This is a genomic window from Alteribacter salitolerans (assembly GCF_016901055.1).
Lineage (GTDB): Bacteria > Bacillota > Bacilli > Bacillales > Salisediminibacteriaceae > Alteribacter > Alteribacter keqinensis.
On record NZ_JAFEUX010000007.1, the window covers coordinates 228,452 to 242,424 of the forward strand.

Here is a 13,973-nt window from a genome sequence, read left to right on the forward strand (position 1 = left end):
GGCTAAAACGATTGAATTTGGCACTTTGCTTTAGTAAAGAAACTTGTTATATTATCAGAAAGTTCAGATATATTTGAGATAAACAACAAAGGGGGAGAGTAACCATGGCATTTCCAAAGCATCGTCTAAAGCCTGGTGAGTGTGTATATTGTACAGGAAAAGGGTATTTCCAATTGCTGCTTGGTGGTTCAGAAACATGCGACCGTTGTCACGGTACCGGAAGACAATACCAGAAGCGATAAGTTTTCCTCCTGACTGCTTAGAAAAAGGCAATTATTCTTGTTATTTTGCTCTGTCCGTTCGTTAACGGACAGGGCTTTTATTTTATTTACTTTGATAAGCGTGTATGTGGATGATGCCTCCATGCCCTTCGATTTCAGGGTGGCGGGGTGACCCTCCTTGCATATGAAGCACCATTGCTTATGCTTCTTCCTCTGCCAGTTATGCTTCGCAGGTTTCAGCTCGAAGCCAATTCGTGATGTGAAGGCTCATTGCACCCGCAGGAGTGTGGCACACTTCCTGTAATCAACATTTATAAAAACAACGATAATCTTTATCACAGTCTAAGCACCGTTCTTCCCCTGTGCATCTTGTTCAAAGAAAATTCATTTGACTCTTGAGACGGTATAGCAGTAAACTAAAGTTTGGTTGCACCGCGTGTTTTTGCGGATTTGTATGGGGGTGAAACGACCGATGATTAGTATACCGCAACTCATAATTTCAATTGTCCTTTTCCTGGTACTGTTCTTTGGAATCGGATTTATATTAAATATGCTGCTTCGTTCCACCTGGGTGATGGCAGTGATCTACCCGATCGTCGTTATTTTCATTATTGACAGTGTTGGATTTTTCACCTATTTCACATCTCCGGGGATGGCCTTTTCAGAGCTTGGCCAGTCGTTTGTGAATCTTAAACTTGCGGACATCATCGTTTTGTCGGCAGGGATGGGAGGAGCAATTCTTTCCGGGATTACGATCCGTATGCTGCGTGAACGTGGATATCAAATGTTTTAATGAGTAAACTCTCCTTATATGAAGGAGGGTTTTTCTTTTGGGGGCGGGTCACTTCCGTCAATGAGGAAGCTGAAGCTGTTAATACGGTGTTCCAACCGGTTAATCAAACGTGTTTCACCCCACCCTGTACTTTATTCGATTGTAAAATTATGTGTAATCTTGTTCGGCCCAAGCGTCTCCGACAAGATTCGTGTTAATATTATGAACGTTCGCTTTAGTTTGGATGTTTAAAAAACGATTCATTATCAGTGGAAAATTTCGTATAATCGTGTTTAGTTGTCTTTTTTACATTATTTTAAACTAGAATGAGAGGGAGAATTAAATGGGGAAGAACAATAAAAACGGACTTCTCATGAGGTCTCTGGATGGTATTGAGCGCACAGGTAACAAGCTTCCGCACCCTGTCACGCTTTTTGCGATCTTTGCCCTTATGGTCATCCTGGCGTCAGGGTTATTCTCTGCCCTTGGTACGTCTGTTCAACACCCGGATCCCGAGGAAGGCATTATTGAAGTCAACAGTTTGATGAATGCTGAGGGGATCCGTTATATCTTTGAAAGTGCCGTTGATAACTTCGTCGGCTTCGCACCGCTTGGAACTGTGCTTGTTACAATGCTTGGTATTGGTATTGCTGAACGTTCCGGACTGATTTCCGCAGCGCTTCGCGGACTTGTCATGAGCGTTCCGAACCAGCTGATTACAGCAGCACTCGTTTTTGGCGGTATTATGTCCAGTATGGCAGCTGATGCCGGTTATGTGGTCCTCACACCACTTGGTGCAGTCCTTTTTGCGGGGCTCGGAAGACACCCTCTTGCCGGACTTGCCGCAGCCTTTGCCGGTGTTTCGGCAGGCTTCAGTGCGAACCTGCTTCCGACTTCACTTGATCCGCTGCTCGGTAATTTAACGATTGCCGCAGCTGAAATTGTGGACCCGGCCTACGCAGAGGGTATGAACATTGCCATGAACTATTACTTCATGATTGTGAGTGTAATCGTGCTTACGATTGTTGGTACACTGGTTACTGAAAAGATCGTAGAGCCTCGCCTTGGTAAATATGAAGGCGGAATCGGTGATGAGCCGGACAAGCTTAATGCGACTGAAAGAAAAGGTCTTAAAGCAGCAGGTCTTTCTTTTATTGTTACTATGGGAGCCATCGCGTTGCTTGTTGTCCCTGAATGGGCACCTTTACGTGACCCGGACAGCGATTTAATTGTCTCACTGGCCCCTTTCCTTGAATCTCTCGTTCCTGTAATCCTGCTTATGTTCTTTATACCGGGTTACGTTTACGGACGTGTAACAAATGAGATTAAGTCAGACAAAGATGTAGCCAATCAAATGTCCGATACGATGGCTGCCATGGGAATGTACGTGGTACTTGCTTTCGTTGCCGGTCAGTTTGTGGCTTACTTCGCAGAAACCAACCTCGGACTTGTTATGAGTGTGAAAGGTGCGGAGTTACTTCAGGGTCTCGGCCTTGAGGATGCGGGCATACTGCTTTTAATTGCTTTCATCATTGTGGCAGGTTTCATTAACCTGTTTATCGGAAGTGCGTCGGCAAAATGGGCTCTTATGGCTCCGGTTTTCGTACCGCTTATGATGATGATGGGAATTTCACCGGAAGCGACTCAGCTCGCCTACCGAATTGCCGATTCCACAACAAACGTCATTTCACCACTGATGCCGTACTTCGCCATCGTTATCGCCTTTGCGCAGAAGTATGATAAAAAGGTGGGAATTGGAACCCTTATTGCAACTATGCTTCCATATTCGATTGCTTTTACAATTATGTGGATTGTCATGTTTATCGTATGGATTTTAACCGGTATGCCGCTTGGACCAAATGCTCCGGTAATGTACCCTTAAATATAAAGAAAATGGAATCTGCTCCGGCTGGGGCAGGTTCTTTTTGTTTTTTGCTCGTCTGGTTATGGCACGGGACACTCTACGGCCAATCTGCTGTGCAGTTATTAACTGCCATCATTTCACTGCATATTCTTTCACTCAAATGGACATCCTGTTAGGTGAGAGGAGTGAAAAAGATGCTTACTGCTGTAAGAAGAGCAGGAAAGGGTCTGTTAATTACAACCTTACTTATCGGTGCGCTGATGGCCACTTTTATAAACCTTACGAATGTAAAGCCGGACGATATCAGCCGCTGGCTTGAACAACGCCAGGAAAACCGGGTTGATGAAGTTGAAGTAAATGGTGCGGTAAATAGAACGGTCTACAATCGTTCAAGAGAGTTGCCTTCTATACAGGCTGTGAAGACGTGGAACCTTTACGAGACAAACGGAGGACCACCTGCAGAAACATTGGAAAACTCCCGGGATTGGACACAGTATCCTTCTCACTCTGTCGTTGCTACCGGTTATACAGCCGGAGTGGAGTCTACAGGAAAGACAGAGGAACACCCCCAATATGGCATTACTTACAGCGGGGTCAAAGTAAAGCGGGATCTTTATTCTACAATCGCAGCTGACCCGAGTGTATTTCCTATAGGAACCATTCTCTATATTCCTGGTTATGGATTCGGAGTTGTTGCTGATACCGGTTCTGCTATAAAAGGAAACAAAATTGACTTATACTACGAAACAGTCGACGACGTCTATTCTCAATGGGGCAAACAAACCATTAATGTTTACGTTGTTGAAAAAGGTGACGGGCGTCTGAGTGAGCAGGATCTGATTAATTTAAATGAAGACGAAGCTGTTCAGGTATTTCGTGACGTAAATTAAAAAAGCGATCCCAACAGGTGAATCAATACCTGGAGGATCGCTTTTTTTGTTTTCATTAAAGGAGGTGCAAAGGAAATTAAAAAACAAGGGCATGAAGAATGAAGGTCAGGACAATTCCGAGAACACCTCCGAAGAATACTTCAATAGGCTGATGACCGAGAAGTTCCTTGAGTTCTTTTTGCTTCTCTTTTTCTTCCTTTGTCGGCCATGCTTTCATTTCCTCCATTATTTTATTAAAATCCGTTACAAGCTGATTTACGACAGTAGCCTGTTCGCCCGCATGCCAGCGGACGCCGGTTGCATCAAACATCACGATAATTCCAAATATCGCTGCGATGGCAAAGAATGGAGAACTAAGACCTTCCTGCAGGGCGATTGCTGTAGCCAGAGCCGTAACAGCACCTGAGTGGGAACTCGGCATTCCCCCGGTACTTGTTAAAAGTGTCCAGTCAAACCTTCTGGATGCAATATATTGCAGGGGTACTTTTATAAATTGCGCTAAAAGGATCGCGCTCAAAGCGGCCCAAAGAGGAAAGTTCGTGAGTAATTCAGTCAATTGGATTATTCCTTTCTTCATTGAAGTTTGTCATTCAGGGTATACCCTTTCACGCTTATTTAAAAAGTCATTCAGTTATTATTTTTAACCATAATTATATCATAACTCATTAAAAGGCAGTGAATAGATCTTTTGTTATAAATAAAAGCTCTTTTCGAAAACATTGTTGTTTTGTCAATATTAATTATGGAGCGAAAGGCGGCGACTCCGGCGGGAATAGCATCAGCTACGAGCATTACAGAATTAGCTGCGAGTTGCTTCGACGCATGTACATCGAAGACTAAGCTAGTAGAGGAAGAAGCAGAAGGCAACTTCAGGAGGCTGAAGCGATGCCCGCGGAAAGCGTCCGCCTGAAGCGGAATTTACTTGGTAAAAACAACAATCCAGACGAAAACAGCTTAAATAAAAGGAATTTCACATTCATTACAGAAGTCTTACAGTCATAGTCGGTTAAAAATAATTACTGAAGGAGTTGCTATAAAAATGAAAATTTCCTGGAATGAAAAATGGGACAGAGGATCGGACGAGACTGTTGTTTACGGCCTGTTCAGTGATCAAAGAGAAGACTTGGGCAGTATGGATGAATCATTGGCTAAGGTGCTGCAAAATGTGCAGGAAAAGCATCCAGCCTGGAGTGATGCAGGCAGCATTCATATTTTGATGGCAGGAGCAGGAGATGTAGTTATAGCAGGTTTGGGAAAAAAAGAGAACTGGTCTGTGAAAAAAGCAGAACGGACCGGCGCTTCACTCTACCGCTTTTTAGCAAAGGAAAAAGTAAATTCAAGTTTGCTGCTGATTGATTCTTTCGGAGGCGGTGTGGACTGTTACGCGCAATTTGCTGCAGGCCTGGAGCTGGGCTCATACGAAGTTGATACATATAAACAAAATCATAAAAGAAAGGCAGAGCTGCACGTAAAGGTGTTTTCAGAATCCCGGAAGAGTATTGAAACAGCAGTACAAAGCGGTCTTGTTCAGGGAAAGGCCACAAACGAAGCGAGGCGGCTCGTTAACACCCCGGCTAATTTTATGACGCCGTCCATTCTTGGAGAAGAGGCCCTGAGGCTTGGGAGTGAATACGATGTGGAGGTTGATGTTTACGGTAAAGAGGAAATCGAGTCTATGGAAATGGGGGCACTGCTGGCTGTTGCTAAAGGTTCGGATGAGCCTCCGCGGTTTATAACGATGAAGTACCGGGGAAATCCTGACTCACAGGAATGGGATGCAGCTCTTGTAGGCAAAGGGCTCACCTATGATTCCGGAGGGTATTCCCTAAAAACCCGTGATGGGATGAAGACAATGAAGATGGATATGGGAGGTGCCGCCACGGTTCTGGGAGCGATGCGGATTATTATGGAAGAGAAGCCGTCAGTAAACGTGATGGCAGTCATTCCTTCTACCGAAAACCTGATTAACGGTCAGGCGTTAAAACCAGGCGATGTCATCACGTCAATGAGCGGAAAAACAATCGAAGTGTTAAATACAGATGCAGAAGGGCGTTTAATTCTGGCTGATGCAGTAACCTATGCCAGACAGGCAGGTGCCAAAGCGATCATTGATGTAGCCACTCTCACAGGGGCGGCAGTAGTGGCACTGGGAAGTGTGATGACAGCTGCAATAACGAATGATGTGGACCTTATGAGCGCGGTGCATGATGCGAGTGAGCGGGCGGGCGAGCGTGTCTGGTCCCTGCCGAATGATGAGGACTATAAGGATATGGTGAAAAAATCGGATGTGGCAGACCTTAATAATTCTCCGGGTCGGCAGGCGGGTACAATTACAGCAGGCTTGTTTATTGGAGAATTTGCTGAAGACACACCTTGGGTTCATCTTGATATTGCAGGTACCGCATGGCAGGAGGGCAGAACTGCTGTGGGACCACGCGGCGGGACAGGAACGATGGTAAGGACAATAGCTGAGACGGTTATGAATATTGGAAAAAGGTAATTAAAGCAAAGGTATTGACGCTCGGTTCGATGGTCTCTGTCGGGCCGGGTTTCTTTTTTATGAATTAAGTATGCAGCGGTTATTCATTAGCGACAATCCAATATCATGAACTTCTTCTTATCCTGAAATCCCGTTTTATGATGGCTTGTGAAGCTTCAAATGAAAAAAGTGGTTAAAAAGAAGTGTAAAAAGGGAATAGGCATATCGTCCTTTAGTATTAAGGAATATTCCGGCGATGTGGCTTGTATATCTGCATTGTGTTCATGCCAGTATCCCGCTTGGGCTGATTTTCCTGAAAATGGCGTAATATGAGAATTTACAGTCTTTGTGCAAAAAGTCCTGCTTCGTTATGATGTTAAGTACTGGCTGTAGCTTTGGCTTTTGTTCAGTTTTTTACATAATGCTCTTTCATGCTCACTGCAAACTGCATCTTATTGAATACCAAGTAAATTTATCAGAAAACTGAATATTGAAAGGAGGTACAGTAGTGACCATTTTAAAAAAAGCAGATGCCATGCTCCATTGGGTTGAGAAGTTTATTCTGAGCTGGTCAATTATTGTGATTGCAATTATGACTGTCGGAAATGTGATCAGTCGTGAACTCACCGGATCAAGCTGGGCTTTCTCCCAGGAAATCAGCAGACTTGCGGTAATCATGGCTACGTTTATGGGAATCAGTTATGCTGCCAGGAAAGGGAGACACATTACGATGTCGGCTTTCTTTGATTTATCTCCAAAGATCGTGAAAAAGGCACTATCCATATTGAATCCTCTGGTTTCAGCTATCGTCCTCTTTGTTATTGCGTACTTTGCCTATCAGTATATGATGTCCACCTATGCTTCGGGTCGTACAACAGCCGCACTTCAAATTCCAATCTGGATTATGGTTATGTTTGTTCCGCTGGGTCTGGTTCTCGGGGGCATTCAATTTCTTAGAAACATGTGGGTCAACATTGTGAATGAGGAAGTGTATCTGGCGCAGGACAAAAAAGATTATGACGAACAATAAAATGTGAATAGAGAAAGGAAAACGGACATGGTTTGGACTTTACTTGCCATTATGGTAATTTTACTTCTTCTGGGCTTTCCAATGATGATTCCTTTGATTGTAGCTCCTCTCGTCGTCATGCTTATCTATTTTGACAACCTGGATCCGATGATGATGGCGGGCCAGCTTGTAGAGGGGGTATCAGCTTATGTGCTTCTGGCTGTTCCTTTGTTTATTTTTGCAGCAGACATAATGTCTACAGGTAAGACTTCACGCCGGCTGCTTGACTTTGTAGGCTCATTTGTCGGGCATCTCCGAGGTGGGTATGCGATTACAACTGCAGCTGCCTGTACGTTGTTCGGCTCCATTTCCGGTTCCACACAGGCGACGGTTGTTGCCATTGGGAAACCCATGCGGGAGAGGCTGCTGAAAGTAGGGTATAAAGATTCAAGTGCTATCGCGCTTATTATTAATGCGAGTGATGTAGCTCTTCTTATCCCGCCGAGTATCGGGATGATTATTTATGCTCTTGTTACAGGGACGTCTACCGGTGACCTGTTTATTGCGGGAATTGGCCCGGGGCTGCTGATTTTTATTTGCTTTGCTATTTATGCTTACATACATGCGCGGATTTTCAATATACCTCTCGTGGAGAAAGCTCCCTGGAACGTTCGTTTCAGGCTTACCGGAAAAGCTCTTCTTCCTCTTGGCTTTCCTTTTATTATCGTAGGCGGTATTTACACAGGTTACTTTACCCCTACGGAGGCAGCCGGAGTGGCGGTACTCTATGCCCTGCTCCTGGAAGTTGTTATCTACCGTTCCGTTAAAGTGACGGACATTCCTGGAATCGCCTTATCTACAGGGCTTGTAACATCTGCTGTATTCGTGCTCGTTGCCGGCGGACAGGCCTTCTCCTGGGTAATATCCTATGCGCAAATTCCGCAGATGCTCACAGAAGCAGTCATGGGAACTGACCCATCGGCCCTTTATGTATTAATGATCATTGCACTTTTCTTCTTTATAGGATGTATGTTCGTAGACCCGATCGTTGTCATCCTGATTTTAACACCAATCTTCTGGCGCCCGGCAATGGAGGCTGGAATTGACCCTGTTCATCTGGGGGTTGTCATTACCTATCAGGCAGCTCTGGGGTCGGCAACACCGCCGTTTGGAGTTGATATCTTCACAGCGAGTGCGGTTTTTAATAAATCCTACCTTGATGTCATAAAAGGGACACCGCCGTATATTATCATTTTGCTCTTTATAGGAATTCTGGTGATTTTATTTGAAGAAATTTCACTCTTCCTTCTTTACTTGTTGTAAGGGCGAATTTCACATAAAAAAACAATGGGGGTAATTTTACATGTCAATGAAAAGAGGTTTACTTGCGAGTGGTGTGTTATCACTCGGGTTTGTACTGGCTGCCTGCGGTTCTGATGAAGACGGTGGTACAGATAATGGTGCATCAGACGGGGATGGAGATGAAACATACGAACTGCGGTTTGCCACAGAAGAGTACGAAGGACAGCTGCAATATGAGTATGCACGCGAATTTGCTGAGCTTCTGGAAGAAAAAACAGATGGCCGGATCACAACGAGCGTATATGAGTTCGGCGGTCTTGGAAGTGAAGTTGACCAGTTTGAAATGATTCAGAACGGAGGCGTTGAATTTGCCATTGTGTCACCGGGTTTCACAGGAACTACCGTTCGTGAAGGGCAGCTCTTCGCCTTGCAGTTTCTGTTCTCCGATGATGAAGACGTAAACTACCAGGTGTTAAATGAAAGTGAAGCGTTAAATGAGGATCTGGCAGCGAAATACGAAGAACGTAATGTAAAACCACTCGCCTTCTGGTCTGAAGGCGGCATGCAGTGGACAGGAAACCGAGAGCTTCGTGAACCATCTGACTTTGAAGGATTCAGAATGCGAACGCAGGAATCTTCTTTGATCCTCCGCTCCTATGAAGCATATGGTGCCGATCCTACACCTTTGAGCTGGGCAGAGCTTTATTCCAGTCTGCAGTTAGGTAACGTTGACGGTCAGGAAAATCCGATCTTCTTTATTGAGGATGCGAATTTCCATGAGGTACAAGATCACATGACGATTTCTGATCACAACATTTACGTGGCTATGACTACGGTAAATGCGGATTTTTATAATGACCTTCCGGATGATCTCCGTCAGGCGGTAGATGAAACAGTCGATGAAATGCGTCCGGCCGCACAGGAAATGCAGCTTGAAATGAATGAAGAATTGTTAACGGCTATCGAAGAAGATGATGCCAATCCAACTGAAATTTATACACTTTCTGAAGAAGAAAGAAACGCATTCAGAGAGCTCGCCATTCCAATGCAGGACTATTTCCGTGACGATGTAGGAGAAGATGGAGCGGCTATTCTGGATAAGCTCCTTGAAGAAATTGAAGAAGCTGAAGGCAATTAATCACATAATAATGAACCCGGAGCAGCGATACATGCTCCGGGTTTTCGTATGCATACTGCCATTATGGAAAATGTTAATCTTTAATTGACAGAAGTGTGGTCCGGTGTTAAAGTAATTGATGTTTTCATACATTATCGTTTTAGCGAGATAAAGAAATAAAGCACTAAAGGGGATTTTGCAAATGAATGCGGTTGTAATTGCTGTTCTGGTTATGATTTTACTTAGTTTAATGCGGATTCATGTCGTTGTTGCACTGATTGGAGGTGCAATGGTGGGGGGGCTTGTTGCCGGGTTCTCTGTAATGGAGACAGTTGATATCTTTACATCAGGCCTTGGTACCAACGCCACTGTGGCGTTAAGTTATGCTATGCTCGGTGCCTTTGCTGTAGCGATTAATTATACCGGCCTTCCTAACCTTCTTATTAAATGGGCAATCCGGATCGTAGGGAAAGACGGGGAAACAAAAAGAAAAACATATTCAAAAGTTCTGTTGTTGTTTATCATTGTGATTATTTCGTGTATGTCCCAAAACGTTGTAATGGTCCACATTGCTTTTATTCCATTATTGATTCCTCCGCTTTTAAAGGTATTTAACGAATTGACAATGGACCGTCGTGCAGCTGCAACAGCTCTGACATTCGGTTTGAAAGCACCTTACATTCTCATCCCTGCGGGGTATGGATTAATCTTTCATGAGATCGTGTTTGAGAACATGAGAGACAGTGGAATGGACGTTGAGATGTCGATGATACCCCAAGCGTTAATTTTACCTGTTCTGGGCATGGTTATCGGTCTGTTTACAGCTATTTTTATCACGTACCGAAAACCACGAGAGTATGAAAACCGGGAAATCAGACGCACTGATGATGATGTAAAAGAAACAAGCTATTCTGCCGGATCGGTTGTGATCGGACTTGCAGCAATTGTGACCACGCTCGTTACGCAGGTCCTTACAGAATCAATGATCTTCAGTGCCCTTTTAGGATTAGGTGTGTTGTACATTTACTTTGCTGTTCTTCATTTTGCCGGCAGGTTATCACTGAATGAATCTGAGAATCTGATGACAGACGGAATGAAAATGCTTGCGTTCATCGGATTTGTGATGATTACCGCAGGAGGCTTTGCTGAAGTAATCCGCGAAACCGGCCATGTGGATGCACTCGTTGATACTGTAGCAGGATGGGTAGGAGACAGTAAAAGTCTCGCTGCGTTACTAATGCTTGTTGTCGGTCTGTTTATTACAATGGGGATTGGTTCTTCATTTGCTACAATCCCGATTATTGCTGCCATTTTCGTTCCTTTGGCAGCAGCAGTTGGATTGAGCCCGATGGCAACAATTGCTCTTATTGGTACAGCTGGCGCATTAGGGGATGCGGGATCTCCTGCATCCGACAGTACACTCGGTCCGACGGCAGGTTTAAATGCCGATGGACAGCACAATCACATTTGGGATACCTGTGTACCGACGTTCCTTCACTTTAATATCCCTCTTATCCTTTTCGGATGGCTGGCAGCGGTTATTCTGTAAAAGTTTATACTATTAACCTAAGGTACTGTGGAGTTGACTTCTTCACAGTACCTTTTTTAATTCTAATTATTTGGAAGAAAATGAATGGATTTGAAACTTTTGCGGTGCACGATTCGTCTATATTTGTAGAAGAGTGAAACTTGAGGGGGGGATAGGTTGCGAAAAGAGACAAGAAACAGGATCGCTGCAGCGGTCATATTAATTGTTATTGCATGTCTGCCCTTTGTAACGGAATTGCCAAAGTCAGAGGGGATTGATGAGGATGAGGTTCATTACCATTATGTAAAAACGGTAACAGAAGCCCAAAGTTTATTCGAAGCTCATGAAAGAATGGACGGGAAGTATTACAATGAGAGGTTTCCACAGAAGGATGCGGTTTTTACATATATGGAGGATACATTTACTTCAGCAGGAATCGAGCTCGCTTTATCAACGATTTTTACAGAAGCAGATAACGGACTGGTCTACAAGGAGCCCTTTCAGCACTATCTCAGAGAAGGCTATTACAGGACAAGTGAATCTTCAGATCAAAATTATTATGATGCTGTAAAAAACACAATCTTAAACCCGGGACTCTCTGTTATCTCACTTGATGATTTCGAGTTTAGGAGGGATGGAGGCAATGTTATTCTGGAAACAACACAGGCAAGTGTCCTCTATTACAACAGCGAAAAAGATTCCGGAGGTCACTTCGAGAGGTACGGATATCCCCCTGAAGATGAACTGACTGTCAGGTTTACATTCAAGGAGGGAGAAGATGGTAACCTGAAAGTGCAAGACTACTCTGTAAAAAGCAGCAGATCGTAACCTCATTTTCAACTTGATTTGTCTTATTGAAAATGGCATTAAAAGATATAAAAACAGCCAATGAAAAAGAGCATCCGTCAGCGGGATGCTCTTTTGTCTTTCTCTATATTAATTATGGGAGAAACCTGACTCAGGATACTGCTCTTTCTGGCTGTACGGGACGCCGGCGGTTAACGGCGTTGGCAATCTGCGGGCAAATCGATGCTGCAAAGCCTGTTAAAATAAAGTCTTTAATAAAGAATGGGCCCATGCTGGCGTAAGTAGCTAAATAGGTTACACCTCCCAGCCCCAGTACATAGACCATATGCAAGTATAGATATGTCACGCCGAATACATAGTTTACAGCAAGTCCGGCGAAGCAAGCAGCCATGTAAGAAGAAAGTGAACCTTTTGATTTTTCGACGATCTTTCCGGTAACATAAGCCATTAGAATAAATGAAAGGATAAATCCGAAGGTAGGTGAAACAAACGTTTGCGGGCCTCCTGAAAATTGAGCAAAAACCGGAGCTCCGATTAAGCCGAGTACAGTGTAGCCAATTATGGAGAAGGATCCTAACCGACTGCCGAGCAATGCCCCTGCAAGAATAGCAACTACTGGCTGGAAAGTCATCGGGACCGTTCCGATTGTTATGAATGCAGTAGCATTTGCACCGATTGCCATCAATGCAATAAACATGGCAGCTTTTGTGATATCAGAAGCTGAAAATCGAGACTTGGATGAGTGAGTGTTCATTATGTACACCTCGTTATTATGTTATTGTTCACCGATGCGCTATATCGGTTAACAATAGAATATCTTTTGTTTGTGTGGAATGTCAACGGTAAAGTTAAAATGGTTAACGTAAACATTCTTTGGATAAACATTCATATAATCTACAAGAAATGTGAAGGAATAGCTGTCTCCGTTATGATAAAGTTAACGGGAATATAATGAACAAGGCAGGGGATAGAATGAATCGTACGCGTACGTTATTGAGATTTGCTGCACTTTTTGCGCTTGTTGGTACATTTATAGGATCGCACATGGCCGGTGCAGGAAGTTATGCGTTAAGACCGATGCACGCCCACATTCTGGTGGTAGGGTGGCTGTCACTGTTTGCCTTTGCGGTTTTTTATCGTCTCTTCCCAATACCGAAAGACTCAAAGCTTGCCAAGGTCCAGGTATGGTCAGCTATCATTGGCAGCATTACACTGCCGACAGGGATGTACTGGGAACAAGTAATTACCGGTGGCCCGCTCGCAACATTTGCACTCATTTATTACATTGTTGGTGGCAGTATTTTGCTCATTAGTTTTGTGTTGTTCTTTGTAATGACGTTTACCTTTTCCAGCTATATAGATGAAAAAAAGATCGATTAACGGGTCGTTCGAAGACACAGGTGGATTTATGCCTGTGTCTTTTCTGTTGAGTCAGTCGTTTATGATTGAATTTGGTATGCTGCTTCAAAAGACTTCCGATGCAATTATGTGGATACAGAATAGAGACCCTGATGGTTTAATTCCTGCTACATTGGATATAAAAGATAGGCAGGGGCATTTCAAGGATATAAATAGATATGCAGAAGTGAAAAATGAAAATATATCCTTGACCGGCCTGAGATAAAACTCTATAATAAATCAGGTCCCCGGTAAAAGGGACAGGAAACAGCACACGATGACAAAAAATAAAAAACTTTTTCACAAAAAGTTATTGCACTGCTTACGTTATCGTGATATATTATTACTTGTCGCCGCGAGAGACGCGGGCGGCAAAATGAAAGACAGTGACCTTTGAAAACTAAACAAAAAGCCAAGCGAAACGTGGGATAATGATAAATTATCCCGTCAATGAATTATTTAAATGATGTCAGAGACATCAAACTTTCTATGGAGAGTTTGATCCTGGCTCAGGACGAACGCTGGCGGCGTGCCTAATACATGCAAGTCGAGCGGACTGATGGGGAGCTTGCTCCCCTGACGTCAG

14 protein-coding genes and 1 rRNA gene are annotated in these 13,973 nt (G+C 43.9%); 13 read left to right on the forward strand and 2 right to left on the reverse strand.

Annotated features, from left to right (window positions below; translation table 11 throughout):
* Window positions 1-104 precede the first annotated feature (104 nt).
* The 4 genes from JSY36_RS14920 (at window position 105) to JSY36_RS14935 (ending at window position 3,747) form a co-directional block, all read left to right on the forward strand.
* A complete protein-coding gene (locus JSY36_RS14920; RefSeq protein WP_205166969.1) occupies window positions 105-242 on the forward strand; it encodes a YuiA family protein in 138 nt (45 codons plus the stop codon).
* Between the two features lie 451 nt (window positions 243-693).
* The gene (locus tag JSY36_RS14925) at window positions 694-1,014 is read left to right on the forward strand and encodes a YuiB family protein (RefSeq protein ID WP_205166970.1); all 321 of its coding nucleotides are present in this window, start codon (window positions 694-696) and stop codon (window positions 1,012-1,014) included.
* Window positions 1,015-1,336: 322 nt separating this feature from the next.
* Window positions 1,337-2,875: an AbgT family transporter gene (locus tag JSY36_RS14930; protein WP_205166971.1), complete on the forward strand. Its 1,539-nt coding sequence runs from the start codon at window positions 1,337-1,339 to the stop codon at window positions 2,873-2,875.
* Window positions 2,876-3,042: 167 nt separating this feature from the next.
* A complete protein-coding gene (locus JSY36_RS14935) occupies window positions 3,043-3,747 on the forward strand; it encodes a 3D domain-containing protein (RefSeq protein ID WP_419466047.1) in 705 nt (234 codons plus the stop codon).
* A 76-nt stretch (window positions 3,748-3,823) separates the two neighbouring features.
* Here the strand turns inward: JSY36_RS14935 and JSY36_RS14940 are convergent, their stop codons facing one another.
* Entirely contained in the window at window positions 3,824-4,303 is a 480-nt protein-coding gene (locus JSY36_RS14940) for a divergent PAP2 family protein (protein ID WP_236784933.1), read from the reverse strand.
* A gap of 483 nt (window positions 4,304-4,786) precedes the next feature.
* Here JSY36_RS14940 and JSY36_RS14945 point away from each other — a divergent pair, with 483 nt between their 5' ends.
* From JSY36_RS14945 to JSY36_RS14970, 6 genes are all read left to right on the forward strand, one after another.
* Window positions 4,787-6,247 carry a leucyl aminopeptidase gene (locus tag JSY36_RS14945; RefSeq protein WP_205166974.1) on the forward strand — a complete coding sequence of 487 codons (1,461 nt, stop codon included), beginning with the start codon at window positions 4,787-4,789 and terminating at the stop codon, window positions 6,245-6,247.
* A gap of 487 nt (window positions 6,248-6,734) precedes the next feature.
* Window positions 6,735-7,256: a TRAP transporter small permease gene (locus JSY36_RS14950; protein WP_336511497.1), complete on the forward strand. Its 522-nt coding sequence runs from the start codon at window positions 6,735-6,737 to the stop codon at window positions 7,254-7,256.
* Between the two features lie 27 nt (window positions 7,257-7,283).
* Window positions 7,284-8,558 (forward strand): TRAP transporter large permease, encoded by a 1,275-nt coding sequence (locus JSY36_RS14955; RefSeq protein WP_205166975.1) that lies wholly within the window; start codon window positions 7,284-7,286, stop codon window positions 8,556-8,558.
* 40 nt (window positions 8,559-8,598) lie between these two features.
* Window positions 8,599-9,675 carry a TRAP transporter substrate-binding protein DctP gene (dctP, locus tag JSY36_RS14960; protein WP_205166976.1) on the forward strand — a complete coding sequence of 359 codons (1,077 nt, stop codon included), beginning with the start codon at window positions 8,599-8,601 and terminating at the stop codon, window positions 9,673-9,675.
* A 181-nt stretch (window positions 9,676-9,856) separates the two neighbouring features.
* Entirely contained in the window at window positions 9,857-11,203 is a 1,347-nt protein-coding gene (locus tag JSY36_RS14965) for a Na+/H+ antiporter family protein (protein ID WP_205166977.1), read from the forward strand.
* Window positions 11,204-11,359: 156 nt separating this feature from the next.
* Window positions 11,360-12,010, forward strand: a complete 651-nt coding sequence (locus JSY36_RS14970) for a hypothetical protein (protein ID WP_205166978.1) — start codon at window positions 11,360-11,362, stop codon at window positions 12,008-12,010.
* 130 nt (window positions 12,011-12,140) lie between these two features.
* Here the strand turns inward: JSY36_RS14970 and JSY36_RS14975 are convergent, their stop codons facing one another.
* Window positions 12,141-12,743, reverse strand: a complete 603-nt coding sequence (locus tag JSY36_RS14975) for a biotin transporter BioY (protein WP_205166979.1) — start codon at window positions 12,741-12,743, stop codon at window positions 12,141-12,143.
* 218 nt (window positions 12,744-12,961) lie between these two features.
* Between JSY36_RS14975 and JSY36_RS14980 the strand changes: the two genes are divergently transcribed.
* The 3 genes from JSY36_RS14980 to JSY36_RS14990 form a co-directional block, all read left to right on the forward strand.
* On the forward strand, window positions 12,962-13,369 hold the full coding sequence (locus JSY36_RS14980) for a hypothetical protein (protein WP_122898717.1): 408 nt from the start codon (window positions 12,962-12,964) through the stop codon (window positions 13,367-13,369).
* A gap of 61 nt (window positions 13,370-13,430) precedes the next feature.
* A complete protein-coding gene (locus tag JSY36_RS14985) occupies window positions 13,431-13,613 on the forward strand; it encodes a hypothetical protein (RefSeq protein ID WP_205166980.1) in 183 nt (60 codons plus the stop codon).
* A gap of 260 nt (window positions 13,614-13,873) precedes the next feature.
* A 16S ribosomal RNA gene (locus tag JSY36_RS14990) occupies window positions 13,874-13,973 on the forward strand; the annotation flags it as partial.

Coding starts and splice junctions, on each gene's coding strand:
- JSY36_RS14920 (WP_205166969.1), top strand. CDS start 105: ATGGCATTTCCAAAGCATCGTCTAAAGCCTGGTGAGTGTGTATATTGT.
- JSY36_RS14925 (WP_205166970.1), top strand. CDS start 694: ATGATTAGTATACCGCAACTCATAATTTCAATTGTCCTTTTCCTGGTA.
- JSY36_RS14930 (WP_205166971.1), top strand. CDS start 1,337: ATGGGGAAGAACAATAAAAACGGACTTCTCATGAGGTCTCTGGATGGT.
- JSY36_RS14945 (WP_205166974.1), top strand. CDS start 4,787: ATGAAAATTTCCTGGAATGAAAAATGGGACAGAGGATCGGACGAGACT.
- JSY36_RS14955 (WP_205166975.1), top strand. CDS start 7,284: ATGGTTTGGACTTTACTTGCCATTATGGTAATTTTACTTCTTCTGGGC.
- dctP (WP_205166976.1), top strand. CDS start 8,599: ATGTCAATGAAAAGAGGTTTACTTGCGAGTGGTGTGTTATCACTCGGG.
- JSY36_RS14965 (WP_205166977.1), top strand. CDS start 9,857: ATGAATGCGGTTGTAATTGCTGTTCTGGTTATGATTTTACTTAGTTTA.
- JSY36_RS14975 (WP_205166979.1), bottom strand. CDS start 12,743: ATGAACACTCACTCATCCAAGTCTCGATTTTCAGCTTCTGATATCACA.
- JSY36_RS14980 (WP_122898717.1), top strand. CDS start 12,962: ATGAATCGTACGCGTACGTTATTGAGATTTGCTGCACTTTTTGCGCTT.
- JSY36_RS14985 (WP_205166980.1), top strand. CDS start 13,431: ATGATTGAATTTGGTATGCTGCTTCAAAAGACTTCCGATGCAATTATG.